Raw genomic sequence first — 25,979 nt, forward strand, 5'->3', positions numbered from 1 at the left:
GCCCGTCGATGGAGTGGAGGTCAGCTGCCGATCGGGCCGCCGTCCAGGCGCCAGGCCACCACGACGCCCGGCTTGGCGAAGTCGCCGTCCGGCCACGTCGACGCCGGCTTGTCGAGGGAGGCGCCGCTCAGCTCGCCCGGGTGCTGCACCGCGACGAACACCGAGCGGTCGTCGGCGGTGATGAACGGGCCGCAGGTCTCCGCGCCCGTCGGCACCGTGAGGAACTGGCGCAGGTGGCCGCGTTCCGGGCCCTCGATCGGGGTGGCGAACAGGCCGTCGTTGGCGCCCAGCGCGTTGCCGTCCGTGGAGATCCAGAGGTTGCCGGCGCCGTCGAACGCCACGTTGTCGGGGCAGGAGATCGGGGAGACCTGCGTCTTGTCGTACCCGGCGAAGTAGGTCGACGGGTCCGCCGGGTCGCCGCAGATGATCGGCAGCGACCAGGCGAAGGTGTCGGCGGTGTTGTCGCCGCGGGACTCGACCAACTCCAGCACGTGGCCGTGCTTGTTGTTGACGCGCGGGTTGGCCGGGTCGACGCCCGGGTTGGTGCCGACGCCGCGGTTGGTGTTGTTGGTCAGCGCCACGTACACCTTGCCGGTGACCTTGCTCGGCTCGACGTCCTCCGGGCGGTCCATCTTGGTGGCGCCGACCTTGTCGCCGGCGAGCCGGGTGAAGGTGAGCACCTCGACGGCGGTCATGCCGGGCACGTACGACTTGTTGCCGTGCGCCAGTTTGATCCACTGGCCGGTGCCGTCGCCGTTGATCTTCGCGACGTACAGGGTGCCGGACTCCAGCAGCGTCAGGTTGTGCCGGCGGGCCACGCCGGAGTCGCCCTTGAGGAACTTCTTGTCGCTGACGAACTTGTACAGGTAGTCGAACCGCTCGTCGTCGCCCATGTACGCGACGACCTTGCCGTTGCGGGCGACGATGACGTTGGCGCCCTCGTGCTTGAACCGGCCCAGCGCGGTGTGCTTGCGCGGCCGCGACTGCGGGTCGAGCGGGTCGATCTCGACGATCCAGCCGAACCGGTTCGCCTCGTTGGGGTGCTCGGCCAGGTCGAAGCGCTCCTGCGCGCGCTCCCACTTGCGCGAGCCGCTCGGGTAGCGGGCGGTGGTGGAGATGCCGTAGCGGGCCAGCTTCGGCTTGACGTCGTCCGCGACCGCGTCGCCGCCGACGAAGTACTGGTTGAAGTTCTCCTCGCCGGACAGCACCGTGCCCCACGGGGTGACGCCGCCGGCGCAGTTGTTCAGGGTGCCGATCGGGGTGCGGCCCTGCGGGTCGGCGGCGGTCTGCAGCAGCGGCGAGCCGGCCGCCGGGCCGGTGAACCGGAACTTCGTCTCCAGCGCGGTGATGCGCCGGTTGTACGGCAGGTTGCCGCCGTCGGCCGCGCGCCACCGGCCGGTGCGGCCGGCGCGCTCGATCTCCACCACGGACATGCCGTGCGCGGCCATCGCGACCTTCACCTGCTCGACGGTCATCGCGTCGAGGGTGGTGAAGCCGGGGAACATCAGCTCCTCGTTGGTGTACTCGTGGTTGACCACGAGCAGCGCCCGGTTGCGCGACAGCGGGATCACGCCGACGAAGTCGGCGTTGTAGCCGAACTGCTGGCTCTGCCGTCGCGCCGTCTGCCGGGTCACGTCCAGCCCGGGCGCGCCGGGCAGCACCGGGTCGCCCCAGCGCATGACGACCGCGTGGTCGTACCCGTTCGGGACGATCAGGGTGTCGAGCTTGTTCGGCGGGATCGCCTTGAACGTGATGGGGCCGGCCTTCTTCGTGGCGGCGGCGCCGGCGGCGGCGGCCTCGGGCGCGGCGGGGGCCGCCGGGGCCGCGGCGGCCGGGGCGGCGAGCGCGCCGGCGGCGGCGCCGCCGAAGCCCAGGACCAGGGCGCCGGCCGCGCCGGTGCGCAGCACGCCGCGGCGGGAGAACCCGGCCTCGGCGACCTCCTGGAAGTACGGGTTGTCCGACTCGTTCGGCACGGGGTGGTCGCAGGCGTTGCCGCAGCGGTACAGGCAGGTCATCGCGTCGCGGCCGCTGTGCCGGGGGGTGCCCAGCAGCGGCAGCAGGCGGGGGCGGGTGCTCATGTGAGATCTGCTCCTCGTGTTTCTCGGGTGCAGGGCGGACGCTGCCACGCCGGGATGGAGCGTCCCCCTACCGAGGGTTAACCCAAGGTGAACACGCTGTCCTCGCCGCAGGTTGAACCGGCCGGTGCATGCGCACGTAAGTAGGGGTGGGAGCGAGCGGAGGGCGGCCGGCAGTGAACGATCAGGACGCCGACCTGCTCCGCGCCCTGCAGGACGAGCACGGCGACGCGCTGTTCGCGCACGCCGTCAGGCTGACCGGTGGGGACCGGCAGCGGGCCGAGGACCTGGTCCAGGAGACGCTGCTGCGTGCCTGGCGCCACCCCGAGGCGCTCGATCCGGAGCGGGGCGCGGTGCGGTCGTGGCTGTTCACCACCGCGCGCAACCTCTCGATCGACGCCTGGCGGCGGCGGTCGGCCCGGGTCGGCGAGGTGGTGACGGACACGCTGCCCGAGCCGCCCCCGTCGCCCGACGAGGCCGACCGGGCGGTGGAGGCCTGGACGGTGGCCGAGGCCCTGGCCCGGCTGAGCGAGAGTCACCGCGACGTGCTGGTGGAGTGCTTCTACCGGGGCCGGTCGGTGGCGGAGGCGGCGGCGCGCCTGGGGGTGCCGCCGGGCACGGTGAAGAGCCGCACGCACTACGCGCTGCGGCAGCTGAAGATGGTGCTGGACGAGATGGGGGTGACGGGGTGAGGTGCGACCACGAGCACGACGACGGCGCGTACGTCCTCGGCGCCCTGTCGCCGGCCGAGCGCGCCGCCTACGAGCGGCACCTGGCCACCTGCTCGTTCTGCCGCGAGGCGGTGGCGGACATCGCCGTCCTGCCGGGCCTGCTGGGGCGCATCGACCCGGCCGACCTCGCGGCGATCATGGACCCCGGCGGCCCGCGGCAGCGCGACCGGATGCCGGACCTGGTGGTGGCGGCCACCTCGTCCCGGCATCAGGAGCTCCGCCGCGGCCGCCGGCGCATGTTCGTGCTGGCCATGGCCGCGGCGTGTCTGGCCCTGGTGGCGGGCATCGGCGGGGCGATCCTGCTCGACCGGGAGGCGCCCGGCGTCGTGGTGCCGCCACCCGGCCAGACCGTCGCGATGCGGCCGGTCGCCGCGAACACCCCCGTGTCGGCCAGCATCAACCTGGTCAGCACCGGCTGGGGGACGAAGGTCAACATGACCTGCTTCTACGCCAAGGGCGACGGCTCGGGCGCGAAGGCGTACACGTTCCGGCTGATCGCCCACGGCGCCGACGACCGGCGCGACCAGATCGGCTCGTGGGTGGCCGCGCCCGGCGCGGAGATCTCCATGTCGGGCATGACCAGCCTCGCCGGCCACAACCTGACCCGCCTGGAGCTGGTCCGCGGCGCGGACGACGCCACGGCGACGACGGTCCTCACCTACGACGTGCCCTAGGGGTCAGCGGGTCGCCGCGGCCGCCGCTTCGGGTGTGGTGGCCGCGGTGGCCCGTTCCCGCCGCGCGTGCCGCAGGGCGTCCGCGGTGAAGACGATCAGCGCCACCCAGACCAACGCGAAGCCGGCGAGCCGCGCCGGCGGCATCGGCTCGTGCAGGATCAGCACGCCGCACGCCAGCTGCAGGATCGGCGCCACGTACTGCAGGATGCCCAGGCCGGTGAGCGGGACCCGGTTGGCGGCGGCCGCGAACAGCAGCAGCGGCACCGCGGTGGCCGCGCCGGAGAGCAGGATCAGCGTCGTGTGCCAGGCCGAGACGTGCCCGACGACCGCGTCGCCGGTCCAGGACAGCCAGCCCAGGTACGCGACCGCGGGCAGCGCCAGCACCGCCGACTCGATGAACAGGCCCTCCGCCGGCGGCAGCGACAGCCGCTTCTTGACCAGGCTGTACGTGCCGAAGCTGGCCGCCAGGGTGAGCGCCACGTACGGCAGGTGGCCGTAGTCCACGGTCAGCACCGCCACAGCGGCCGCGCCGACGGCCAGCGCCGCCCACTGCGCCACCCGCAGCCGCTCGCGCATCACCGTGACGCCGAGCAGCACCACGACCAGCGGGGTGATGAAGTAGCCCAGCGACGTCTCGACGACCCGGCCGGCGTTGACGCCGTAGATGTAGGTGCCCCAGTTGACGCCGATCAGGGCGCCGGCCAGCGTGATCCCCGCCAGGGCCTTCGGCTGCCGGACGATGCGGGCCAGGAACCGCCAGTTGCGCATGGCGGCCAGCAGCAGGCTGACGAACAGCACCGACCAGACGATGCGGTGGGCGAGGATCTCGATGGCGCCGGCAGGGGCGAGCAGCCGGAAGTACAGCGGGAAGAACCCCCACAGCATGTAGGCGCCCAGCCCGAACAGGTAGCCCTTGCGTTCCTCGCCCATGCCGTTCACGGTAAGGGCTGGACCATGATCGGGTCCTGACGTATGGGGGACGTCACCTGGAGTCGCAGCTCCATCCAGCGCCCGGCGTCCACCGGGGCGAAGCCCAGCCGGGCGTACACGCCGTGCGCGTCGTCCGTCGTCAGCAGGAACCGGGTCAGCCCGCGCGCGGCCAGCTCGTCGCGCAGCGCCCCCACCAGCCACGACCCCAGGCCGATGCCGCGCACCGCGCGGTCGACGTACACGTCGCTCAGGTACGCGAACACCGCGCCGTCGGTGACCAGGCGGGCGAACGCCACCTGGCGGCCGTCGCCCGGCCGGTACACCCCGAACGGCGCCGACCCGGCGATCGCCGCCGCCATCAGCTCACGGGTGCGGCCCGGCGCCCAGTACGAGTCGGTGGCGAGCCAGTGGGTCACGAGGTCGACGTCCAGGCGGGCCGGGTCGCCGTCGAGCACGTGGCCGTCGTCGCGGGTCAGGGAAAACATGCCGCCCAGCACAGCGCGCGGGGCGGCCCGGGCACAGCTCCAATTCCCGGGATGTGGCCGGTCAGTCGTCCTTGCCGTCGGGCACGAACAGGTTGAGCAGCCAGCCCACGACGCCGACGATGAGCGCGCCCAGCACCGCGTCCGGCCAGAAGTCGTCGACGTGGAACGGCACGTCGAACTGCCCGGCGATCCAGCTGGTCAGCAGGAACAGCAGGCCGTTGACGGCGAGCGCGACCAGGCCGAGGGTCAGCACGTAGAAGCCGCAGCCGACCGTCTTGATGATCGGCCGCAGGACCGCGTTGATCAGCCCGAAGGCCGCCGCCACCAGGACTAGCGTGCCGATCTTGCCGGGCACGGACTCGGCGGTGACCCGGATGCCGTCGACGAGCAGCGTGGCGATCCACAGCGCCACCGCGCCGGTCACCAGTCGGATGAGCAGACCCATGGCCATGATCGTGCCATGCGCCGACCAGCCCGGGGAGTGGTCAGCCGCGCATGATCGGCCCGATCTGCTGCTGCTCGATCGGCGTGGTCGACAGCGCCACCCAGCGCACCGCCCGCCGCACCACCACGCCCACCATGTCGGCGCGGATGCGGGTCAGCCACTGCGCCGCGTCGCCCAGGCCCAGCGAGGCCGCCGCCAGACCCGCCTCGTCCGGCCGCAGCGGCTGCAGGATCAGCAGGTCCGCCCGGGACGCCACGTCCACGTCGACCGGCAGGAACTCGTCGCGCACCACCAGCGTCGCCTGCCAGCCGTGACCCGGCCGGGTGTCCGCGCCGACCGGCCCCACGTCCACGATCACCAGCAGCGGGTGCAGCTGGCTGCCCGGCGGCATCTCCAGCGCCCGCCCCGGCGGCACCACGTGCAGCGTCTCGCCGGGCGTCGCCACGCCCCGGCCGAACGGCTCCCACGCCTGCGGCCGCGCCGTCTGCACCACCACGCGTGCGCCCAGCGCCATCGCCCGCAACGCCACCAGCTGGGCCAGCCGCACGCCGCCCACCAGCACCGCGCGGGTCTGCTCCGGCCGGAACAGCCGGGCCACCACCGGCTCGCCGTGCCGGTTGCTGCCGATCATCAGGCCGCCCGCGCCCGTCGCCGGCTCGATCCCCGCCAGCACGCCCGTCGCCGGGACCTCGCCCGCCGGCATCTCCGGCGGGCGGCGCCGCGTGCCGCCGCCCAGCGGCAGCGTGGCCGCCAGCCCCGACAGGTGCGCGCCGTCCAGCCGCCGGGCCGGCACGTGCTCGGCCGCCAGCACCTGGCGCAGCGCGCCCGACGCCGCCGCCAGGGCCCGCTCGTCCGGGGCCGCCAGGCGTACCGTCACCTCGGCCGCCGTGCCCCCGGCCGTGCGCGGCCCCGCGGTGATCGCGACCGTGGTGGCCGTGGCCGGCAGCGCCAGCACCCGGCCGACCAGCCGCTGCGCCGCCTCCGGCCGCAGCCGGGCCAGCCGCCCCACCGTGTACGTGGCCTGCTCCAGCCCCCCGAAGCTCAGCCCCGCCCACGACTCCTGGCCCGGCTGGTCCGGGCGGTGGTGTGCCAGCTCGTGCACCGCCTGCACCGCCGCCGCCTCGCCCAGCGGGCGCACCGGCACCCCGGGCAGCCGGCGCGGCACCTTGCGGATCAGGCCGCCCAGCACCCGGTGCAGGTCCTCCTCCGACCAGCCCTCCGTGCGCAGCACCCGCAACGCCAGCAGCGTGCGGGTGTGGCTCAGCAGCCGGCCGTCCGTCAGCTGCCGGTACGAGTTCGCCGGCAGCGCCGCGCCCGCCCGCAGCGCGGGGGCCGGCACCGCCGTCAGCAGCAGCTGCGCGCTCACCGGCGGGCCGTCCTTGCCCGGCGGCAGCAGCGACTCCGGCGACGGCAGGGTCACCGCGTCGTCCGCCAGCAGGGCGTTCGGGTCGCCGATCTCCAGCACCGCGGTCACGCCGTAGCCGTCCGCCAGCACGGCCGTGCTCTCGCCCGCCAGCTCCACCGTGGACACCACCGTGCCCGGCGCCACCAGCGCCAGCAGGTCGCCGTCGGCGGTGCCGTGCCGGCGGCCCGCGAACTGCAGCAGCGTGCCCGCCCACTCGTACGCCCACCGGCCCTTGAAGCGGGCCCACGCGCCCGCCAGCAGCAGCGCGGCCAGGACCGCCGCGGCCGCCGTCTGCGCCGTTCCCGCCACCAGCCCGGCCAGCACCAGCACCACCGCAACCTGCGTCGCCACCAGCTGGCCCGCGCCCGCGCCGAGCAGGCGTCCACGGTGGAGGGTGGTGGGAGCCCGGCGCTTCTGCTGCGCGCGTCCCCGCTCGACGCGGCTCGTCGCGGCCACTCCTGCCGTCACCGTGCGCCTCCCCCGATGGTCCCTGCCCCCACGGGCGGCGGAGGCGGGCCTATCGTATGGCCTGCGTCGATCCTTCAGGGGGACACAATGCCGTCGCGGCAGGACCAGCTGCACTCGTACCAGTTCATGATCCAGCGCGTCGTCGCGGCGCTGGTCATGCGCGAGACCGACCCCGCCCAGTCGCCGTTCCGGCGGGCCATGGGCGCCACGGTCGCGAGTGTCCTGATCGCCGCCATCGTCCTCGCCGGCACCGCCGCCTGGGCGTTCCTGCGCGGCTCCAGCGCGAAGAACTGGAAGAACGGCGCCCGCTCCGCCGTCGTGCTGGAGAAGGAGACCGGCGCCTCGTACGTGCTGCGCAACGGCGTCCTGCACCCTGTCCTCAACTTCACCTCCGGCGTGCTCATCACCGGCTCCGCCAAGCCCGTCACCGTGTCCGCCCGCGCCCTGGAGGGCGAGCCCCGCGGCGCCACCCTCGGCGTCGTCGACCTGCCCGCCTCGCTGCCCGCCCGCAACCGGCTCACCGCCGGCCCGTGGACCGTCTGCTCCGCCACCGGCACCGACACCACCTCCACCCTGACCGTCGGCGCCGGCCCCGTCGGCGGCGCCGAGCTGCGCGACCGCGCCGCCCTCGTCGAGGGCGCCGGCGGCGCGAACTGGCTGCTCTGGCAGGGCCGCCGCTACCGCATCACCGCCGAGGCCCTGCTCAAGCAGCTCGGTGGCGGCACCATCCAGCCGGTACGGGTCGCCGAGGCGCTCCTCAAGCCCATCGAGGAGGGTGATCGCATCGCCCCGGTGCGCCCCGCCGGCTACGGCGAGGTCTCCACCCGCACCGGCCTGCGCATCGGCACCGTGGTCACCGCGGGTCCCACCCTGTGGGGCGTCGTCGTCGCCGAGGGCGTCGCCCCCGTCACCACCCTGCAGCGCACCCTCGCCCTGTCCGACCCGGGCTACCGCGCCGCCGCCGGCGCCGACCGCGAGATCGCCATCGAACTCGGCCAGTGGAACGACTGGGCCGAGAGCCCGTGGACCCCGTCGCGCCCCACCGCCGCCCCCGCCACCCTGCCCGACCTGGCCCGCGTCGACGGCGCCGCCTGCGCCACCTACGACCCCGCCCAGGACGACCCGGCCCGCCGCCTCACCCTCCACACCGGATCCGCGCTGCCCGACGTCCAGCGCCGCACCCGCACCCCCGGCACCGGCCCGGCCGGCACCGTCCTCGCCGACTACGTCCTCGTCCGCCCCGGCTGGGGCGCCCTCGTCCAGGCCGCCCCCGCCCCCGGCGCCACCGGCGGCACCGTCCTGCTCGTCACCGACCCCGGCCGCCAGTTCGCCCTGGCCGACCCCGCCGACGTCAAGAAGCGCCTCGGCTACGCGACGGTCACCCCCGTCGCCGTCCCGTCCGGCTTCACGGGCCTCATCCCGGCCGGCGCGGGCCTCGACCCCGCCGCCGCCGACAAGGCCGTCACAGCGCCCTGACGGTTGTCCACAGGGACTGTCGACCGTGGACGGTCGGCGCTACCGTCGGTGCGTCCGGCTGCCCCCTACGGGCAGCCGAAAGCGGCTAGCCTGACGGCTTGTCGTTTCGACTGACAACTTTCGAGGAAGCGGGGTGACGTCGGAATGTCCCAGACGCAGTCAGAAGCCGCGGTGATGGAGCAGGCCGCCGCGAAGTTCGAGCAGACCAACGAGCAGCTGCAGCAGATGCTCACCGGCCTGATGAACGAGCTCTCGGTGCTGGAGAGCGCCTGGCAGGGCAGCGGTGGCGCGTCCTTCACGCAGGTCAAGGTCCAGTGGAGCAACGACCAGGCCGCCATCCAGCGCGCCCTGGCCGAGACCGCCGAGGCCATCCGCACCGCCGGGCAGAACTACACGGCCACCGACACCGAGGCGTCGAGCCGCATCACCCAGTCCGGCGGCGGCGGCATCACCCTGCCGCTCTGACGACGCCACACACTTTCGGGGAGGAAACACACATGAGCGACGGCAGGCTCGTCGTCAACTTCGGTGCGCTGCAGCAGGCGGCCGCCGACATCCAGAAGGCCATCAGCACGCTCGACTCGCAGCTCGCGCAGCTCGAGAGCGACGCGAAGCCGCTGATCTCCACGTGGGACGGCGCGGCGATGGAGGCCTACCAGCAGCGCCAGCAGACCTGGACGCGCGCCTCGGACGACCTCAAGGCGATGCTGGCGAAGATCAAGGTCGCCCTGGACGAGTCGACGAACGACTACCTCAACACGGAGAAGCGGGCCACGTCCCTCTTCAGCTGACCCTTCGGGGTCGTCGTCGGGGCCGGGGCGCGGATCTATGTGCGGCGTCCCGGCCCTGGCGCGTCCTGGGCAACAGGCGATCTTCCGGACCGTTCCGGTCGGCCCACGACCACCTCGGCCCGTACTCCGGCTGAGGCCACTCATCGGTGCCGCCGCCGGCCACCTCCATCTTCGCCTCCCGCGCCGGCCAACTCACGCGTCCGCGACGGTCCGGCTCCGGGCATGGCCACCGGTGCAGCTCGGCCGCTCTGCGGCGGTCACAACTGCCGTGCCGCGATCACCCACCCCGCCGGGCCGAGCCGGCATGTCCGCGTGGGTTCGGCGCCGTCCCTTGGGTCCTGGCTCGCGAGCCGGGCGTGCTTTTCCCTTACGGCCCGACCCGGGCGGGCCGGCCGCGAAACGGCTGGTCAGGCCGCGGGGCGCCAGCGGCGGCGCAGGCCGCGGGGGAGGATCAGGCCCAGGCCGACGGCCAGGATCGCCGCGCCCAGCCCGATCACGCCCACCAGCAGGGCGCGGTCCCGGGCCGCGTCGCGGCGGTCGGTCAGGGCCTGGGTGGCCGGGTCGGTGTGTTCGGCGGCGACGGGTTGCGGGGCGCGGGGCGGCTGGTCGGCGAGGCGTTCCGTCAGGGCCCGGTACGGGTTGACGATGCCGATGCCGTACTTGTCGCTGCGGTTGCCGCCCGGGGCCGGGTCGGCGGTGGCGAGGATGAGCTTGACGACGTCCTTCGCGGGCAGGTCCGGGTAGCGGGCGCGGATCAGGGCCGCCGTCGCCGCCACGTACGGGGCCGCGAAGCTGGTGCCGCTGTCCTGCACGTGGCCGCCGCCGACCGCCGCCATGGTCACCTGGGAGCCGGGGGCCGCCACGTCGACGTAGTCGCCGGTGAGGGAGAAGTCGGCCCAGAGGCCGTTCGCGTCGACGGCGCCGACGGCCAGGACGCCGTCGTACCGGGCGGGGTAGGGCTCCTTCGCCGCGTCGGTGGCGCTGGCGTTGCCGGCGGCGGCGACCACGACGACGTCGTTGGCGAGGGCGAAGTCGACGGCGCTGCGCACCGCCGGGACGTCGCGGTTCAGCGAGACCGACAGGTTGATCACGCCGCCGCGGGCGCCGTTGCGGACCGCCCAGCGGATGGCCTCGGCGAAGCCGTCGGAGCCCACGTACCGGCCGGGGTTGTCCTCTTCGATCTCTTTGCGTTCCGTCACCCGTACCGGTAGGACGGTCGCGGACGGCGCCAGGCCGCGGAAGCCGGTGCCGTCGGCGGGCTGGGCGGCGATGATGCTGGCGACGCCCGTGCCGTGGCCGGCGCAGTCCTGCTTGGCGTCCGGGTTGCTGGCGAGCAGGTCGCGGCCGGGCAGGACGCGGCCGCGCAGCTGCGGGTGGCGGTCGTCGACGCCCGAGTCGATCACGGCGACGGTGACGCCCCTGCCGGTGGACAGCGGCGCCAGCCGGTCGGGGGCGTACCGGAGCAGGGGGTACGGGACGTCCGGCATCGCCGTGCCCAGCGGCGGGGCCTGCTGGCCGGAGCAGGGCACCACCGCGTACGCGGGGGCCGCGGAGACGAACGGAACACAACCGACGACCAGCGCACCTGCCGCCACCATCCGTGACCAACGCATAGCGCTGCGCATCCGTAGCTCTCCCCCCGGCCTCGTTCCGGTTCCGGATGTTAGTCGCGCGCGACCGTCTTGGTGGTCCGCCTACCCGTGACCATTGTGATCGACGTCTGACCTTGTAGGTTGTACGCGTTGCGTGTGGGGTGACACGCCCGCGAAGGGAGGTGGACGTGGCCGAGTGGGAACCGGTTACCGAAGCCGAGACAGCGATGCGCGAGGCTTTGCGCTCCGATGACCAGGAGTCCTACTTCAGGATCCTGGCCGACGTCGAACTCCTCCTCCCCGTCTCCACCGACGCCGTCGCCGGGCGCGCGCCGCTCGGCTGGGGCACCTGGACCACCGGCGGTCGCACGCACGTGCTCGCGTTCACGTCGGCGCCCGCCCTGCAGGCGTGCCTCGCCGAGCACGCCGGCTCCGCCCGCCGCGTCGCGTACCGCGACCTGGCCGCCACCTGGCCGAACCTCGAGTGGTGGCTCGCCGTCAACCCCGGCCTGCCCATCGAGGGGTACCTGCCGGCGTGGTTCGTCGCCCAGTCCGCGCGCGGCGACTTCCGCCTGCCCACCCGCGGCCCCGCCGCACCCGCCCCGGCGCAGAGCGCGACGGCCGCCGTCCCCGCCGCGTCGACCCGGCCCGACGTGCCCCCGGCGCGCCCGGTGCCCGGCGGCCCACTGCCCGCCGCGTCCAGCCCGGCGGCGCCGCCGGGAGACTCCGCGTTCCCGGCCCGCGAGCCGGCCCCGGCGTCACCCGCAGGGATGACATCGAGCGGCCTGCCGCGCCGCCCGGTCACCCAGCCGACGGGCGACCCCGCCCCGTCGAGCGGCGGCAGCATCTGGGCCACCCGCGAGGCCGGCGCCACGCCGTGGGCGTCGGGCGCCGGCCGCACCGCCGCCGACCAGCCCCCGCCGCGCGTCTCGACGCCGTGGGCGCCCGCCGCCGAGATCGGCGCCGGGCCCGCCACCCCCGAGGCCGAGCCCGCCGCGGACCGCGGTCCCTGGGCCACGCCGGCCGCCGCCCCGGCGACGTCCGGCGCGACGGCCGCGCCGGACCCGGCCGCCGCCCGCGCCGACGCCCCCGTCTCCGCCGCACCCGCCGGTGCCGGCGTGCCCGCCGCGGCCCCGCCGCCGCCCGCGGTGCCCGGGACCCCGGCCGGCGACGCCCCCGGCTTCCCGCCGCGGGTGTCCGCGCCGCCCGTGGCCCCGCCCGGCGGCAACGACGACGCACCCGCCATCAGCCCCCTCCCGCGCCGCCCGGTCACCCCGCCGTCGGAGCGCCCCGCCTCCATGGCCGAGGCCGCCCGCCGCCAGGCCGCCCTCGAACAGGAGGGCGGCGACCAGGCCGCAGCCGCCGGCCAGACCGCGACCGCAGGACCCGCCCAGGGCGCGGCGGGCCGCAGCGCCGTGGCGCAGGCCTTCGCCGGCGCCGGACGCAACACCCCGGGCCAGGCCCGACCGGGCGAGCCGGGCCAGGCCGGCCCGGGCCGGGCTGGCGAGGGCTGGGCCGCGGAGAGCCAGGCCGAGGGCCGCCCGACGGGCGGCCAGACCGCCCTGGGGAACGCCGCGGCGGATCAGACCGCCCACGGACAGAGCACGACGGGCCAGGCGGCGGGTCTCACCGCGACCGGCCAGACCGCGATGGGTCCGGGCGCGACGGGCCCGACCCCGGCGAGCCCGGCGGCGACCGGCCAGACCGGCCAGACCGGCCCCGGCGAGGGCTACGGGGGCCAGGCCACCCACGGCCACGCCGCCCCCATGCAGGCCGCACCCGTTCAGGGCGGCCAGCCCGGCCAAGGTGGTCAGCCTGGTCAGGGCGGCCAGCCCGGCCAGAGTGGTCAGCCCGGCCAGGGTGGTCAGTTCGGTCAGGGCGGCACCGGCTTCGGAGGACGTGCCGACCAGGACTCCAGCGGTCCGGCCTCGGGCCACCAGGGCCTTGCCGGCAGTACCGCGGCGGGCGAGGGGCCCGCCGGGCTGCCGCGGCGCCAGCCCGGCCAGACCTCGGGCAGCGTTCCCAGTGGCGCGCCCCAGCCCGGTCCTGGGCAGGGGCAGCCACCGGCGGCTGCTCGCCCGCCGATGATCCCCGTCATCCCGGCCCCGGCCACCCGCCCCACCATCCCGCCACCCGCCCCCGGCAGCACCGCGAAGAGTGGTGGCAGCACCCAGACGCCCGGCAGCACGGCGATGGGCAGCAGCACCCAGCCCGGTGGCGCAGCGACGGCTGGCGGCGCAGCGACGGCCGGTGGCGCAGCGACGGCCGGCGGCGCAGCGACGGCCGGCGGCAGCGCGACGGGCGGCTACCCCACGCCGCCCCACCAGGCCGGCCCGCCGCAGACCCCGCCGCACACCCCACCGCCGGCGAGCCCGCCCGCGTGGAACGCGCCGTCCGGCGCCTACCCCCGTGCCGCCGCCGAGGAACCCGCCTGGAACGCCGTCTCCGGCACCTTCGGGCTGCCGGGTGGGGGTGGGCAGGCCCCCGACGCCGACTTCGCCGCGTCCAACGCCGCCGAGGCCGACCTGCTCGACGCCGCCGGGCGGGGGAGCACCGACGACTTCCTGTCGACGTTGCTGCTGGCCACGGTGCTGGCGCCGGTCCGGGAGGACGGGCGGTACCGGACGGAGGACATCGACGGGGAGCCGTACCTGGTGGTGTTCACGTCGCCGACGCGGCTGGGTGAGCGGTACCCGGGCGGCACGCCCACGCGGGGTGTGCAGTTCGCGGAGCTGATCCGGGACTGGCCGGACCCGTCGTGGTCGTTCGCGGTCAATCCGGGTACGCCGGTCGGGGCGACGCTGCCGGGACCGCAGGTGGTGGCGCTGGCGAGCTGGGCGGCCGAGCAGGGGCTGGGCGGGGAGCCGCAGCCGCTGCCCGCGGCGCAGGTGCGCCGGACCCCGCCGGCGGCCGTGCCGATGATGCAGAAGACGGTGCCGCCGGACCACGTGGACTATCTGCTGGACCGCGGGTACGACCGGGTCGCCGGGTTCGTGCACCGGGCGTCCGAGGTGGAGCACCTGCGCACGCCGGGGGCGTTGCTGGCGGCGCTGGGCCTGGTGTTCCCGGGTTCGCCGTACGAGGCGGACGCCAAGGAGGCGTTCGTGCTGCGGTGGCAGGCGCACCGGCCGAACCTGTACCGCATCCCGTACGGCGGGCCGAACGAGCAGGCGATGCGGGCGATGGACGGCTGGGTGATCGAGCGGCCGCCGTTCCGAGGCAACGGTTTCGCGCCGTCCGACAGCGACGACGTGATCGCCGAGTTCAAGGTGGACAGCATCCGCCTGCCGCACGGCGCGCAGCTGTGGCGGATGGACGCGGACGGCCGCGAGACGATGGTGGCGATCCTCGACGCGGACGCGCCGCGCTGGCGCCGGATCGGTGAGCAGTGATGCGGGACGGTTTCGTGGCCCTGTGGCGGGGCCGGGAGTTCGACGCGAGCCCCGAGGGTGACGAGGTCCGCCTGTACGCCCAGGAGCCGCAGGACGGCTTCGAGGAGGTGCGCCCGGGCCGGTACGTGCGCGCGGTGCCCGCGGGCGACCTGGAGGCGTTCGCGTACGTGCGCACGACGTGCCAGTGGCGCGGCCAGCCGTTCGTGGTGCTGGCGCAGCACGACTCGTGGCTGCGGGTGGAGTACACGGGCGGCCGGGCGCCGGTGGCGAAGGCGCTGGGCCTGGAGGAGTTCGACTTCGGGGTGTATCAGGGCTGGGCGCCGGTGGCCGAGGTCACCGACCTGCACGAGCACAAGGTCTAGCTCTTCAGCCAGCGCAGGATCTCCCCGGTGACGAACTCGGGGCGTTCGAGGTGCACGAAGTGGCCGGCGCCCTCGACGGCCCGCCACTCGTACGGGGCGATGACGTAGCGGCCGGAGCCCTGCGCGGTGCGGGGTAGCACTGCGGTGTCGACGCTGCCGTGCAGTTGCAGGGTGGGCGTGACGAGCGGCTGCTGCATGAGCTTGACGAACCGGTACCCGTGCAGCCGCAGCGCGGACCGGAACGCCCACCGGTACGACTCCAGGGCGCAGAACGCGGCCTGCGGGATCTGCATGGCTTCGCGGCAGCGCGCCTCGTAGTCCTCGAACTCGCTGGTGAGCGCCCAGCCGGGCCCGGCCCAGCGGCGCAGCAGCTGGCCGACGGCGGCCGCGTTGTCCCGGGTGAGCTGGTGCTCGTACCGGGGCACCTGGAAGCGCAGGGTGCCGGCGGCGGCGGCGACCTGGCCGCGCGGGTCGGCGAACAGGGCGGCGCGCAGCCGCAGCGGGTGGGCGGCGCCGAGCACGACGAGCCGGCGGACCATCTTGGGGTGGAAGGCGGCGGCGGTCCAGCCGATCATGCCGCCGGCGCCGGTGCCGACGATCATGGCGGAGCGTTCGCCGAGGGCGCGGGTGAGGCCGGTGACGTCGGCGGCGAGGGTGTAGCCGTCGTAGCCGCGGGGCGGTTTGTCGCTGGCGCCGTAGCCGCGCAGGTCGACGGCGACGGCGCGGAAGCCGGCGTCCGCGACGCGGGGCAGGATGTCGTGCCACGCCCACCAGAACTCGGGGAAGCCGTGCAGGAACAGCACCAGGGGGCCGGTGCCGGTCTCGACGACGTGGAACCGGCTGCCGTTGGCGTTGACGAACCGGTGGGTCCACGGACCCTCCACCAGCACGCGCGCCTCGTCCACCTGGCCACTCATGCCGGACAGCCTAGGCCCCTGGCGCCCGCGTCGGCCTCAGCCCACCGGCTCCACTGCCCGCAGGGCCATCGGGGTGCCCTCGCCGCACGCGATCCGGTGGCTGGGTGACATCACCTGGATGCGCACGGTGGCGCCCTGGCGCAGGGTGAGGCCGTCGGGGGAGTGCAGGGCGAGGGTCTCGCCGGCCTCGGTGAGGAAGCCGTAGCAGGGGCCGTCGCCGCCGCGGGTGACGGTGCCGACGACCCAGCCGGGCCGCTTCTGCAGGTCGGTGAAGCCGATGGGCGGCGCCGACGCCGGCTCCCCGGCGGGCGAGGCGGCGGGGGATGGCACCCCGGCAGAGGGCACCCCGGCGGACGGCGCCCCGGCGGAGGGGGCCGGCGTCGGGGACGTGGGTGCCGGAGCGGCGCAGCCGGCTACGGCCAGCACGGTCAGGACACCGGAACACGCGAGAAGGCGCACATCGATGGGACGCACCGGGGCCCCCTCCGGTTCCGAAGACGACGGCGCCCGAGGCCACGATGGCCCCGGGCGCCGCCGGTCACGCGGTGCGGATCAGGAGATCCGGATGCGCATGGTGTCGCCGTCGGCGCTGAGGACGCGGATCTTCACGCCCACGGCGGGGAGCTTGACCCCGTACAGCGGGCCGTCCTCGTAGAAGAACTGCTTCGTGTCGTCGAACAGCGGCTGCGCGGCCTGGCCCCGGACGTACGAGGGCTGGCCGTTGACGTGCAGCGTGAACGAGTCGGACTTCTCCAGGGAGAACGGCGCGTCGTACACCTGCACCTGGCCGCCCCAGCGGGTGCCCGCCAGGTTGTACAGCGGCCGCGCGTTGGCGTCGATGATGAGGTTGCGCCCCTGGCCGGGGTGCTCGCTCGTGTTGTTGTCCGTCCAGTAGGTGTTGTTGTAGGAGATCAGCAGACCGTCCTGGTACGGGTAGTGGTCCACCCACCGCGGCTTCGCGGCGCCGTACCCGAAGACGTACGGGCCGGTCCGCAGGTAGCGGTCGTACGACTGGTAGGTGCGGTAGCCGGCGATGTATCGGTGCGCGTACTGGGCGGTGCGCGAGGCGCCGACCTGCGTGAACCCGTTCAGCGTGAACGTGCTCGCGCCCTCGGCCCCGTCGGTGAACAGGGTCTGGCCGTCGGCCGTCACCGCGATGTCGTCGGCGAAGAAGCCGCCCGAGGTGACCGCGCCGTCGGTGCGGTAGAGGAACCGCAGGTGCACCGGCGCGCCGGCGTACGCGTTCAGCGGCACGTTCAGGTCGACCCACGCGCCGGCGGTGTCGCCGGTCAGCGCCGGGGCGCCGCTGCCGTCACGCGGGAACGGCTGGCCGTTGACCGTGCCGTCCAGAGTGGTCCACGGCGCCTGGCCGTTCGCCGACGCCTGCACGTACAGGTAGTCGTAGTCGGCCTCGATGTTGTAGCGGACCTTGGCGGTCAGCGCCGCCGCGGCCTTGCCGGTGAGGTCGACCTGCCGGGTCATGCTGCTGCGCAGGTCGTTGGCGTTGCCGGACCAGTACTGCCGGGTGCCGGCGAACGGCGCCCCGAGCTGGTCGGTGATCGTCTGCGCGGGCAGCACGACCACCACGGCCTGGGCGTCGTCCGACGTGTACTCCTGTGGCCCGAGGCGCAGCGTGCGCTGCTGCCCGGCCACGACGATCTCGTAGTCGAGCCAGCCGAGCTGCATCTTGTTCCAGGCGCCGAGGTCGCCGGGGCGGGTGCCGATGGGCTCGCCCGCGCCGCTGAGCCGGCTCTGCGCCATCAGCGTCCAGTGGCCGTTGTTGACGCTGCCGGCGCCCGCGGTGTCGTAGTCGTCCGGCAGGCCCAGGTCGTGGCCGTACTCGTGGGCGAAGACGCTCAGGCCGCCGTTCTCCGGCTGCATGGTGTAGTCGCCGATCCAGAACCCGGTGTTGCCGACCTGCGCGCCGCCGAGCAGGTTGCCCGACGGGCCGGTGTTGCCCTCGTCCGTCTGGAACACGAAGGAGCGGTGCGCCCAGATGGCGTCCTCACCCTGATACGGGTCGCCGTCGGACTCGTCGCCGCCGGCGTGGACGATCTGGAAGTGGTCGAGGTAGCCGTCGGCCTCGTTGAAGTTGCCGTCGCCGTCGAAGTCGTACCGGTCCTGCACGTCGAACGTGGCCAGCTCGGCCTTGATCTGCGCGTCCGTGCGGCCGGCGGCCTTCTGGTCGGCGACCCACTGGTTCGCGGCGTCCTGCACCAGGAACTGGACGTTGTTGCAGACGTTGTCGGCGCACACGGCCGGGTCGTCGCCGTTGGCGTCGGCCGGGTTGTCGCCGGAGCGGCCGTACCGGGCCTCGTTGTAGCGGACCTTCACCCAGTCGGTGACCGTGCCGTCGACGCTGTAGCGGCCCGACGACTGCGACTCGTAGTACGTCTTCAGCGACTCGACGTTCTCGCCCTCGCCGAAGTACATGCGCTGGAAGTGGTCCCGGTTGTAGTCCGGCTGCCAGATGGTGGCGTTGTCCACCGCGCGGTTCGGCTCGGGGATCTGGTTGTGCAGCGGCCCGTCGAACCGGGCCGGACCCGCCTTGCTCGGCAGGGTGTCCTTGTCGGGGTAGTCCGGGTGCCGCTCGTCGCCGAACTCCGCGAGGATGACGAAGATCCGGTCGGTGGCCTCCCGGCCCAGCTCGACGTACTGGCTCTTGCCGGCGGTCGCGACCCGCGCCCCGGTCTGCCCGGCGCCGAACGTCGTGCCGACCTTGACGACGTTGCTCTTGCCGCGCTTCTCGACCTTCGCCTTGCCGGCGAGCACGTCGTCGACGGCCTGCTCGCGCAGCTCCCGCCGCTTCTCCTCCAGCGGGTGGACGAGATCGTCGAGGGGTGCCGCTGCCTTGCCGGCCGCGGGTGGTTCCGCCGGGGGCGCCGCCTGGGCCGCTGCCGGGACCGAGATCCCGGCGCAGACCAGAGACGCGCCCAGCAGTCCCACGACTGTTCTGCGCACTGGTTACCTCCGTTGGCGGATGGAGAGGGGTCCACAGTCAACGTAGGCATCAGATCGACGCAGAGGAACATCTCAGGAAGGTCAGATTGCCGGCATGCAGGTCAGGGCAGTACGTCGATCTCGGACGCCTCGACCGGCGTGCCCTCGCCGCAGCTGATCCGCAGCGTCGCCGGGGTCACCTGGGCCCGCACCCGGGCGCCCTCGGCCAGCTCCACACCGGCGTCGGAGTAGACGGCGAACTGCACGCCGTCCCAGTCGGTGATGCCGTAGCAGGGGCCCGACCCGCCGCGGGTGACCGTGCCGTTGATCCAGCCGGCCGTGCGCACGATGTCCGTCGGCGTCTTCGGGATGCCGCTCGGGATGGACCCCGGCGGCAGCGGGTCGGCGGACGCGGGCGGCGGCGGCCCGGTCGGCACACCGGACGGCGTCGGAGCCGGCGCGCCGCTGTCCGAGGAGGTCGTCCCCGCACAGCCGCCCAGCAGGGCCGCGCCGGCGATCAGCAGCGCCGCGGCCGTCGTACGCGATGAAGTCATGTGTCCCACCCGGTCTTGGACGGTGCGGAGCGCCCGGCGGTTCCGCCGGACGCGACGGCGCCCGGGGAGATCGACTCCCCGGGCGCCGCTGCGGTGGTACGTCAGGTCAGCTGACCCGCACCTTCAGCGAGGTGCCGTTCTGCTTCAGGACCTCGATCTTCACGCCGACGGCCGGCAGCTTCACGCCCCAGACGGCCTCCGGGTAGAAGAACTGCTTGGTGTCGTCGAACACCGGCTGCGCGGCCTGACCCCGGATGTACGAGGGCTTGCCGTTGATGTGCAGGGTGAACGAGTCCGCCTTCTGCAGGCTGAACGGCGCGTCGTACATCGAGATGCGCGAACGCCACAGCTGGCCCTCGATGTTGTACAGCGGACGCGGCCGCGAGTCGATGATCAGGTTGCGACCCTCGCCCGGGTGGACGTTGATGTTGTTGTCCGGCACCGAGGTGTCGTTGTACGAGATCAGCAGACCCTGCTGGTACGAGAAGTGCTCGACCCAGTCCGGGCGGGTTGCGGCCCAGCCGAAGTTGTACGGGCCGGTCTTCAGGTACTTGTCGTACGACACGAACGAGCGGTTGCCCGCGATGTAGAAGTGGTCGTACGCCCGCGTGATCGTGGCGCCCTGGACGGTGAAGCCCGCGAGGGTCCAGGTCGTGGCGGTCTCGGCGCCGTCGGTCAGCACGGTCGCGCCGTCCTTGGTGACGGTGATGTCGTCGCCGAAGAAGCCGCCGTCGTTGCGGCCGCCGTCGCTGCGGTAGTGGAAGCGCACGAGCGGCTTCTGGCCGGCGTACGCGGTCAGCGGGACGGCGATGTCGACCCACTTGCCGGCGCTGGTGCCGCTGATCGCGGGCGACTTGCTGCCGTCCTCGCCGAAGGGCTGGCCGGCGACGGTGCCGTTCAGCTTCGTCCAGGTCTTGCCCGCGTCGGTGGACGCCTCGACGTACAGGAAGTCGTACTTCGGCTCGATGGCGTAGCGGCCCTTGAGCGACAGCTGGGCGGCGGTGGCGCCGGTCAGGTCGAACTCGCGGGTCATCGACGTGTCGAGGTTGTTGGCGTTGCCGGAGAAGTACTGCTTGGTGCCGGCGAACGGCGCGCCCAGCGGCCGCTCGACGTTCTTGTCCGGCAGCACCACGACCAGGCCCTGGGCCTTGGCGGTGTTGTACTCCTGCGGGCCCATGTCCAGGGTCCGCTTCTGGCCGGCCACCACGATCTCGTAGTCGAGCCAGCCGAGCTGCAGCTTCTGCCAGGCGCCGAGGTCACCGGGGCGGGTGCCGAGGGGCTCGCCCGCGCCGCTGAGCCGGCTCTGCGCCATCAGCGTCCAGTACTCGGGGTTGGCGTTGGGGCCGGCGCCCGAGGTGTCGTAGTCGTCCGGCAGGCCCAGGTCGTGGCCGTACTCGTGGGCGAAGACGCTCAGGCCGCCGTTCTCCGGCTGCACCGTGTAGTCGCCGATCCAGATGCCGGTGTTGCCGATCTGGGTGCCGCCGGCCAGGTTGCCCGCGGGGCCGGTGCGGCCGGCGTCGGTGTAGTACGCGTACCAGCGGTGCGCCCAGATGGCGTCCTCGCCGTACGTCGGGTCGCCGTCGGACTGGTCGCCACCCGCGTGCACGATCTGGAAGTGGTCGATGTAGCCGTCGGACTCGTTGAAGTTGCCGTCGCCGTCGAAGTCGTTGCGGTCCCACTGGTCGAAGGACTGCATGTCGGCCTTGATCTCGGCGTCGCTGCGCCCGGCGGCCTTCTGCTCCTCGACCCACTTGGTCGCGGCGTCGGTGACCAGCGCCCACATGTTCGCGTCGCTGAGGGTCTCCTCGGTGCACTCCGCGGTGCCCGGGCAGTCGCGGCCGTAGCGCGCCTGGTTGTACTTGACCTTGACCCAGTCGGTGACCTTGCCCTCGACGCTGTAGCGCCCGGAGGACTGGGTCTCGTAGTAGGTCTTCAGGGACTCGACGCCGGCGCCCTCACCGAAGTAGAGCTGCTGGTAGTGGGCCTGGTTGTAGTCGGGCTGCCACACCGTGGTGTTGTCCTTGGTGCGGTCCGGCTGCGGGATCGCGTTGTGCACGGGACCGTCGTACTGCGTCGGGCCGGGCGTGGCTGGGTCGACGTCGACGCCGTCCGGGTACTCCGGGTGCGCCTCGTCGCCGAACTCGGCGAGGATGACGAAGATCCGGTCGGTCTGCTCGCGGGCGAGCTCGACGTACTGGTCCTTGCCCTTCGCGGCGACGCGGCGGCTGGTGAGGCCCTCGCCCTGCGTGGCGCCGACCTTGGCGACCATGCTGCCGTTGCGCTCCTGCGCCTTGATCTCGCCCTTCAGGACGCCGTTGATGGCCTCCTGCCGCAGCGCGCGGCGCTTGTCCTCGAACGGGTTCGGCAGCTCGTCCGAGTGCCTCTCCCCGACAGGGGCGGCTGCCGGCGGCTCGACCGGCGGTGCGGCCTGCGCGACGGTCGGGAGCATGATCCCGACGGTCGACACCATGGCCGCGCCCAGCAGTCCCACGACTACCTTGCGCACTAATTACCTCCGTTGACGGGTGCCGAGCCGCACGGTGGGGCGACGTCGACCGGGGTGAATCCCGATGGGGGATCACCGGCAAACGTAAGCACGTCGATCGCCTGTCGGGAACACGGTTGGCCGAACTGATTTCTGACGGTGACGCGTTATGGCTTTTCCATCACACGAAAAACGACGGTGAGGCAGGAAGGGGACGAAACACCTCTCCCACGCGAAACAGCGGGCCCACCCTGTCACAGGGTGGGCCCGCCGCGCTGTCCCGGGGGATCGACCGTCGTCAGTCCTCCGACTTGCCCGACTGCAGGCCGGACGAGATGAGGTCCATGACCGCGGAGTCCTGCAGCGTCGTCACGTCGCCGAGCGAGCGGTTCTCCGCCACGTCGCGCAGCAGGCGCCGCATGATCTTGCCCGAGCGGGTCTTCGGCAGCTCCGGCACCAGCATGATCTGCCGGGGCTTGGCGATCGGACCGAGCTTCTTCGCCACGTGGTTGCGCAGCTCCTGGATCAGCTTCTCGCCGGCGTCGCCGCTGATGTCGGTGGTGCCGCGCGGGATGGTGAACGCCACGATCGCCTGGCCGGTCGTCGGGTCGGTCGCGCCGACCACCGCCGCCTCGGCCACCGACGGGTGGCTCACCAGGGCCGACTCGACCTCCGTTGTGGAGATGTTGTGACCCGAGACGAGCATGACGTCGTCGACGCGGCCGAGCAGCCACACCGCGCCGTCGTCGTCCTTCTTCGCCCCGTCGCCGGCGAAGTACATGTTCTCGAAGCGCGACCAGTACGTGTCGATGAAGCGCTGGTCGTCACCCCAGATCGTGCGCAGCATCGACGGCCACGGCTCGCGCAGCACCAGGTAGCCGCCGCCGCCGTTCGGCACCGACTGGGCCTGGTCGTCGACCACGTCCGCCGAGATGCCGGGCAACGGGCCCATTGCCGAGCCGGGCTTGGTGGCGGTCACGCCGGGCAGCGGCGAGATCATCATCGCGCCCGTCTCCGTCTGCCACCAGGTGTCCACGATGGGGGCGTTGTCGTGGCCGACGTGCTCGCGGTACCACATCCACGCCTCGGGGTTGATCGGCTCGCCGACCGAGCCCAGGATGCGCAGCGACGACAGGTCGTACTTGGCGGGGATGTCGTCGCCCCACTTCATCATCGTGCGGATCAGCGTCGGCGCCGTGTAGAGGATGGTCACCTTGTACTGGTCGACGATCTCCCAGAACCGGCCCTTGTGCGGGGTGTCCGGGGTGCCCTCGTACATGATCTGGGTGGCGCCGTTGGCCAGCGGTCCGTACACGATGTACGAGTGGCCGGTGACCCAGCCGATGTCGGCGGTGCACCAGTAGACGTCGGTCTCCGGCTTGAGGTCGAACACTGCGTGGTGGGTGTACGCCGTCTGCGTCAGGTAGCCGCCCGTGGTGTGCAGGATGCCCTTCGGCTTCGCCGTGGTGCCCGACGTGTACAGGATGAACAGCGGGTGCTCGGCGTCGAACGGCTGCGCCTCGTGGGTCCCGGCGGCCTGCTCGACCGTCTCGTGCCACCAGACGTCCTTGTCCGTCCACGCGACGTCCTCGCCGGTGCGGCGCACGACGAGCACCTTCTCCACCGACGGCGACTGGGCGACGGCCTCGTCCACGGTCGGCTTCAGCGCGGACGGCTTGCCGCGCCGGTAGCCGCCGTCGGCCGTGATGACGACCTTCGCCGACGCGTCCTGGATGCGGCTGGACAGCGCGTCGACGCTGAACCCGCCGAAGACGACGCTGTGGGTGGCGCCGACCCGGGCGCACGCCAGCATGGCGACGGCGGCCTCGGGGATCATCGGCAGGTAGATGGCGACCCGGTCGCCGGCGGTGACGCCCAGCTCGGTCAGGGTGTTGGCCGCCTGGCTGACGAGTTTGAGCAGCTCCGCGTACGTGATGTCGCGGGTGTCGCCCGGCTCGCCGACCCAGTGGATGGCCACCTTGTCGCCCTTGCCGGCGGCGACGTGCCGGTCGACGCAGTTGTACGCGATGTTCAGCTCGCCGCCGACGAACCACTTGGCGAACGGCGGGTTGCTCCAGTCGAGGACCTGCTCCCACGGCTTCGCCCAGTCGAGCCGCTGCGCCTGCTTCTCCCAGAACGCGAGCCGGTCGGCGGCCGCCTCCTCGTAGGCGTCGGCGGTGACGTTCGCGTTCGCGGCGAGCTCGGCCGGCGGCTCGAACGTCCGCGTCTCCTTCAGCAGGTTCTCCAAGGTCTCGCTCATGCGGGCTCCTCACGCAAGTGCAGATGTCGGCTCGTGTCGGAGCTTATTTCCGCCGGAGGGCACGGGCGAGCCTTCGGGCGGGCCCACGCGACCGGCGGCGTCCGTCGCGCGCCAGCCGGTGACTTCGTGAGTACGACGTGCGCGGAGACTGACGACTCCTGCGCGAATCCTGCCAGTTGCGAGCCCGTTTGCGCACCCCCCGATGTCCAACACGTTTCGCCGGACGGCGCGGCTAGCGTTGCCGGGTGACCGTGACCGACCCGCTCGCCCCGCTGCTCGACCTCGCCGACGTCGCGCCCGCCCTGGCCGCCGCCCGCGCCGCCGTCGACGCCACCCAGCGGCACCGCGCCCTGCGCAAGCAGGGCGGCCCGCTCGCCGCCGAGGCCGGGCTGCGCGCCGCCGTCGCGAGCGCCGCGCTGGAGGGCCATGCCTTCGACCCCGAGGAGGTGCGCGCCGGCACCGTCACCGACCCGGTCGTGCAGGGCGCGCTGCGCGTCGCCGGCGCCGTCGGGAGCCTGACGGAACTGTGGGAGCGCGCGCCCCGGCAGGTGCTCGCCAAGCTGCACGTGCTGGCCGCCCGCGGGGTCGTACCCGACGACGCCCTGGGCCGGCCCACCGCGGGCCCGGCGGTCGCCGCGCGGCTGGACGGGCTCGCCGCCCTCGTCGCCGGCGGCACGACGGTGCCGCCGCTGCTGCTCGCCGCCGTCGTGCACGGCGAGCTGCTGACCCTGAAGCCCTTCGCCGGACCGGTCGGCGTCGTGGCCCGCGCCGCCGCCCGGCTCACGCTGGTCGGCCGCGGGCTCGACCCGCGCGGCATCATCGCCGTCGAGGCCGGCCACCTGGCCCGGCAGCCCGAGTACGTCGGCGCCGCCGGCGCGTTCGCCACCGGCACCCCCGACGGCCTGCGCTCCTGGCTGCGGCACTGCGCCGCGGCGGTCGGGGAGGGCGCCGCCGAGACCGCCCGGCTGGCGGACAGTCTGGTCTGATGCGCGTCGATGTCTGGAAAGTACCTTTCCTCCGGTCACACCGGGGCATACTTGCCCAGGTGAGCCCCGCGTGGACCCGGCCCTACACACCCGGCACCGGACGCTGGATCGTCATCGGCTGGGAGGCCGTCAGCCTCGCCGCCCTCGCCTGGACCACCGCCGACATGTTCGGCCTCGTCGGCACCGGCCTCACCGTCCTGGCCGCCGCGCTCGCCGCCGTCTGGGTGGTCGGCTCCTGGCGCATCGTCGAGATGGGCGTCTACGTCAGCGACCACGGCGTGCGCATCCGCGGCCTGCTGCGCACCCGCACCCTCGCCTGGAGCGACATCCAGCACATCTGGCTGCACCGGGCCGAGCACCGGCTCGGGCCGATCCGCATCCCCAGCGGGCTCACCGTGCTCATCGAGCGCCGCGACGGCCGCACCGTCAACACCGAACTGTGGGCCCAGGGCGTCGACTTCCACTCCCGCCCGTCGGTGTTCAAGGCCGTCTACCACGAACTGCGCACCCGGCACGTCACCGCGACGCAGCCCGCCTAGTCCTCCCGCAGCTCCCGCTCCGACGCCACCCGGTTCGCCGCCGTGTCGTTCACGCCCGCGTTGCTGCTGCCGTGGATCGGCGTGTCACCCGTCGGACGCTGGTCGTCGGTGAAGACACCCGTCTCGTCCGGCCCCGTCACGTGTTGGTCGGTGCTGCTGCCGGCATCCGTGTTCTGCTGCGCGTCGCTGCTCATGGCAGACACATACCCGGTCACGGGCCCCGGACACGTGGACGGCGCCCCTGCTGTGGGGGCGCCGTCGACTGCGCGTCCAGACGGGTTACCAGGCGTGCCGGCGTGAGCAGTGTCAGCAGTCCGTGAGGTCCCGCTGCACCGTGCCATATCGTGGCTGGTCGCGCGTGGGTTCCCGGTGGCCGTGCACGGGACCCGGCTCGCGGGCCCGCACCTACTTTGTACGCCGCCCCGGCCTGTGATCGCCACCCCTTCCCCCGAATAGGGGCAGGTCAGACGTA

At 73.6% G+C, this 25,979-nt stretch carries 22 protein-coding genes; 9 read left to right on the top strand and 13 right to left on the bottom strand.

The window, feature by feature from the left end; all coding sequences use genetic code 11:
* Positions 1-20: 20 nt before the first annotated feature.
* Positions 21-2,078, bottom strand: coding sequence for a PhoX family protein (locus Sya03_RS15035; protein ID WP_203938910.1), 2,058 nt, complete (start codon positions 2,076-2,078; stop codon positions 21-23).
* Between the two features lie 173 nt (positions 2,079-2,251).
* On the opposite strand from Sya03_RS15035, the gene Sya03_RS15040 reads away from it, so the two are divergent.
* On the top strand, positions 2,252-2,767 hold the full coding sequence (locus Sya03_RS15040; protein ID WP_203938911.1) for a sigma-70 family RNA polymerase sigma factor: 516 nt from the start codon (positions 2,252-2,254) through the stop codon (positions 2,765-2,767).
* On the top strand, positions 2,764-3,480 hold the full coding sequence (locus tag Sya03_RS15045; RefSeq protein ID WP_203938912.1) for an anti-sigma factor family protein: 717 nt from the start codon (positions 2,764-2,766) through the stop codon (positions 3,478-3,480). Before Sya03_RS15040 ends, Sya03_RS15045 begins: the two co-directional genes overlap by 4 nt.
* A 3-nt stretch (positions 3,481-3,483) precedes the next feature.
* Here Sya03_RS15045 and rarD read toward each other — a convergent pair whose 3' ends face one another.
* The 4 genes from rarD to Sya03_RS15065 all read right to left on the bottom strand — a co-directional run bounded on the left by rarD (position 3,484) and on the right by Sya03_RS15065 (position 7,213).
* The gene (gene rarD, locus Sya03_RS15050) at positions 3,484-4,410 is read right to left on the bottom strand and encodes an EamA family transporter RarD (RefSeq protein ID WP_203938913.1); all 927 of its coding nucleotides are present in this window, start codon (positions 4,408-4,410) and stop codon (positions 3,484-3,486) included.
* A 5-nt stretch (positions 4,411-4,415) separates the two neighbouring features.
* Positions 4,416-4,895 carry a GNAT family N-acetyltransferase gene (locus Sya03_RS15055; protein WP_203938914.1) on the bottom strand — a complete coding sequence of 160 codons (480 nt, stop codon included), beginning with the start codon at positions 4,893-4,895 and terminating at the stop codon, positions 4,416-4,418.
* Positions 4,896-4,956: 61 nt separating this feature from the next.
* Positions 4,957-5,340: a phage holin family protein gene (locus Sya03_RS15060; protein WP_203938915.1), complete on the bottom strand. Its 384-nt coding sequence runs from the start codon at positions 5,338-5,340 to the stop codon at positions 4,957-4,959.
* A 40-nt stretch (positions 5,341-5,380) separates the two neighbouring features.
* Positions 5,381-7,213: a type VII secretion protein EccE gene (locus tag Sya03_RS15065; RefSeq protein WP_239107524.1), complete on the bottom strand. Its 1,833-nt coding sequence runs from the start codon at positions 7,211-7,213 to the stop codon at positions 5,381-5,383.
* A gap of 87 nt (positions 7,214-7,300) precedes the next feature.
* Here Sya03_RS15065 and eccB point away from each other — a divergent pair, with 87 nt between their 5' ends.
* The 3 genes from eccB (at position 7,301) to Sya03_RS15080 (ending at position 9,480) form a co-directional block, all read left to right on the top strand.
* Entirely contained in the window at positions 7,301-8,689 is a 1,389-nt protein-coding gene (gene eccB, locus Sya03_RS15070; RefSeq protein WP_203938916.1) for a type VII secretion protein EccB, read from the top strand.
* A 144-nt stretch (positions 8,690-8,833) separates the two neighbouring features.
* Positions 8,834-9,154 carry a WXG100 family type VII secretion target gene (locus Sya03_RS15075; protein WP_203938917.1) on the top strand — a complete coding sequence of 107 codons (321 nt, stop codon included), beginning with the start codon at positions 8,834-8,836 and terminating at the stop codon, positions 9,152-9,154.
* Between the two features lie 32 nt (positions 9,155-9,186).
* Positions 9,187-9,480, top strand: a complete 294-nt coding sequence (locus tag Sya03_RS15080; protein WP_203938918.1) for a WXG100 family type VII secretion target — start codon at positions 9,187-9,189, stop codon at positions 9,478-9,480.
* Between the two features lie 407 nt (positions 9,481-9,887).
* Here the strand turns inward: Sya03_RS15080 and mycP are convergent, their stop codons facing one another.
* The gene (gene mycP, locus Sya03_RS15085) at positions 9,888-11,078 is read right to left on the bottom strand and encodes a type VII secretion-associated serine protease mycosin (protein WP_239107525.1); all 1,191 of its coding nucleotides are present in this window, start codon (positions 11,076-11,078) and stop codon (positions 9,888-9,890) included.
* Positions 11,079-11,260: 182 nt separating this feature from the next.
* On the opposite strand from mycP, the gene Sya03_RS31035 reads away from it, so the two are divergent.
* Together Sya03_RS31035 and Sya03_RS15100 are read left to right on the top strand one after the other, a co-directional pair.
* The gene (locus tag Sya03_RS31035) at positions 11,261-14,464 is read left to right on the top strand and encodes an SseB family protein (RefSeq protein ID WP_306890366.1); all 3,204 of its coding nucleotides are present in this window, start codon (positions 11,261-11,263) and stop codon (positions 14,462-14,464) included.
* Complete coding sequence (locus tag Sya03_RS15100; protein WP_203938920.1) at positions 14,461-14,826, top strand: UCP033725 family protein; 366 nt, start codon at positions 14,461-14,463, stop codon at positions 14,824-14,826. The genes Sya03_RS31035 and Sya03_RS15100 overlap by 4 nt, the downstream gene beginning before the upstream one ends.
* Here Sya03_RS15100 and Sya03_RS15105 read toward each other — a convergent pair.
* The 6 genes from Sya03_RS15105 to acs all read right to left on the bottom strand — a co-directional run bounded on the left by Sya03_RS15105 (position 14,823) and on the right by acs (position 23,982).
* Positions 14,823-15,743: an alpha/beta fold hydrolase gene (locus tag Sya03_RS15105; protein ID WP_203938921.1), complete on the bottom strand. Its 921-nt coding sequence runs from the start codon at positions 15,741-15,743 to the stop codon at positions 14,823-14,825. The genes Sya03_RS15100 and Sya03_RS15105 overlap by 4 nt on opposite strands.
* Positions 15,744-15,779: 36 nt before the next feature.
* Positions 15,780-16,073, bottom strand: coding sequence for a hypothetical protein (locus Sya03_RS15110; RefSeq protein ID WP_203938922.1), 294 nt, complete (start codon positions 16,071-16,073; stop codon positions 15,780-15,782).
* Positions 16,074-16,295: 222 nt separating this feature from the next.
* Positions 16,296-18,689: an immune inhibitor A domain-containing protein gene (locus tag Sya03_RS15115; RefSeq protein ID WP_203938960.1), complete on the bottom strand. Its 2,394-nt coding sequence runs from the start codon at positions 18,687-18,689 to the stop codon at positions 16,296-16,298.
* 116 nt (positions 18,690-18,805) lie between these two features.
* Entirely contained in the window at positions 18,806-19,237 is a 432-nt protein-coding gene (locus Sya03_RS15120) for a hypothetical protein (RefSeq protein ID WP_203938923.1), read from the bottom strand.
* Between the two features lie 106 nt (positions 19,238-19,343).
* Positions 19,344-21,728: an immune inhibitor A domain-containing protein gene (locus Sya03_RS15125; RefSeq protein ID WP_203938961.1), complete on the bottom strand. Its 2,385-nt coding sequence runs from the start codon at positions 21,726-21,728 to the stop codon at positions 19,344-19,346.
* Positions 21,729-22,020: 292 nt separating this feature from the next.
* A complete protein-coding gene (acs, locus tag Sya03_RS15130; RefSeq protein WP_203938924.1) occupies positions 22,021-23,982 on the bottom strand; it encodes an acetate--CoA ligase in 1,962 nt (653 codons plus the stop codon).
* A 251-nt stretch (positions 23,983-24,233) separates the two neighbouring features.
* On the opposite strand from acs, the gene Sya03_RS15135 reads away from it, so the two are divergent.
* Positions 24,234-24,968 carry a Fic family protein gene (locus Sya03_RS15135; RefSeq protein WP_203938962.1) on the top strand — a complete coding sequence of 245 codons (735 nt, stop codon included), beginning with the start codon at positions 24,234-24,236 and terminating at the stop codon, positions 24,966-24,968.
* A 59-nt stretch (positions 24,969-25,027) separates the two neighbouring features.
* Positions 25,028-25,507, top strand: a complete 480-nt coding sequence (locus Sya03_RS15140; RefSeq protein ID WP_203938925.1) for an SCO5741 family PH domain-containing membrane protein — start codon at positions 25,028-25,030, stop codon at positions 25,505-25,507.
* On the opposite strand, the gene Sya03_RS15145 is transcribed toward Sya03_RS15140, so the two are convergent.
* Entirely contained in the window at positions 25,504-25,701 is a 198-nt protein-coding gene (locus Sya03_RS15145; protein ID WP_203938926.1) for a hypothetical protein, read from the bottom strand. The two genes, Sya03_RS15140 and Sya03_RS15145, sit on opposite strands and share 4 nt — an antisense overlap.
* Positions 25,702-25,979: the final 278 nt, after the last annotated feature.

The organism is Spirilliplanes yamanashiensis, from assembly GCF_016863475.1.
Classification (GTDB): Bacteria; Actinomycetota; Actinomycetes; order Mycobacteriales; family Micromonosporaceae; genus Spirilliplanes; species Spirilliplanes yamanashiensis.

Excerpts from the sequence above, each read along its gene's own strand:
- Sya03_RS15035 (WP_203938910.1), bottom strand. The coding sequence starts at position 2,078 with ATGAGCACCCGCCCCCGCCTGCTGCCGCTGCTGGGCACCCCCCGGCAC.
- rarD (WP_203938913.1), bottom strand. The coding sequence starts at position 4,410 with ATGGGCGAGGAACGCAAGGGCTACCTGTTCGGGCTGGGCGCCTACATG.
- Sya03_RS15055 (WP_203938914.1), bottom strand. The coding sequence starts at position 4,895 with ATGTTTTCCCTGACCCGCGACGACGGCCACGTGCTCGACGGCGACCCG.
- Sya03_RS15060 (WP_203938915.1), bottom strand. The coding sequence starts at position 5,340 with ATGGGTCTGCTCATCCGACTGGTGACCGGCGCGGTGGCGCTGTGGATC.
- eccB (WP_203938916.1), top strand. The coding sequence starts at position 7,301 with ATGCCGTCGCGGCAGGACCAGCTGCACTCGTACCAGTTCATGATCCAG.
- Sya03_RS15075 (WP_203938917.1), top strand. The coding sequence starts at position 8,834 with ATGTCCCAGACGCAGTCAGAAGCCGCGGTGATGGAGCAGGCCGCCGCG.
- Sya03_RS15080 (WP_203938918.1), top strand. The coding sequence starts at position 9,187 with ATGAGCGACGGCAGGCTCGTCGTCAACTTCGGTGCGCTGCAGCAGGCG.
- mycP (WP_239107525.1), bottom strand. The coding sequence starts at position 11,078 with ATGGTGGCGGCAGGTGCGCTGGTCGTCGGTTGTGTTCCGTTCGTCTCC.
- Sya03_RS15105 (WP_203938921.1), bottom strand. The coding sequence starts at position 15,743 with ATGAGTGGCCAGGTGGACGAGGCGCGCGTGCTGGTGGAGGGTCCGTGG.
- Sya03_RS15120 (WP_203938923.1), bottom strand. The coding sequence starts at position 19,237 with ATGACTTCATCGCGTACGACGGCCGCGGCGCTGCTGATCGCCGGCGCG.
- acs (WP_203938924.1), bottom strand. The coding sequence starts at position 23,982 with ATGAGCGAGACCTTGGAGAACCTGCTGAAGGAGACGCGGACGTTCGAG.
- Sya03_RS15145 (WP_203938926.1), bottom strand. The coding sequence starts at position 25,701 with ATGAGCAGCGACGCGCAGCAGAACACGGATGCCGGCAGCAGCACCGAC.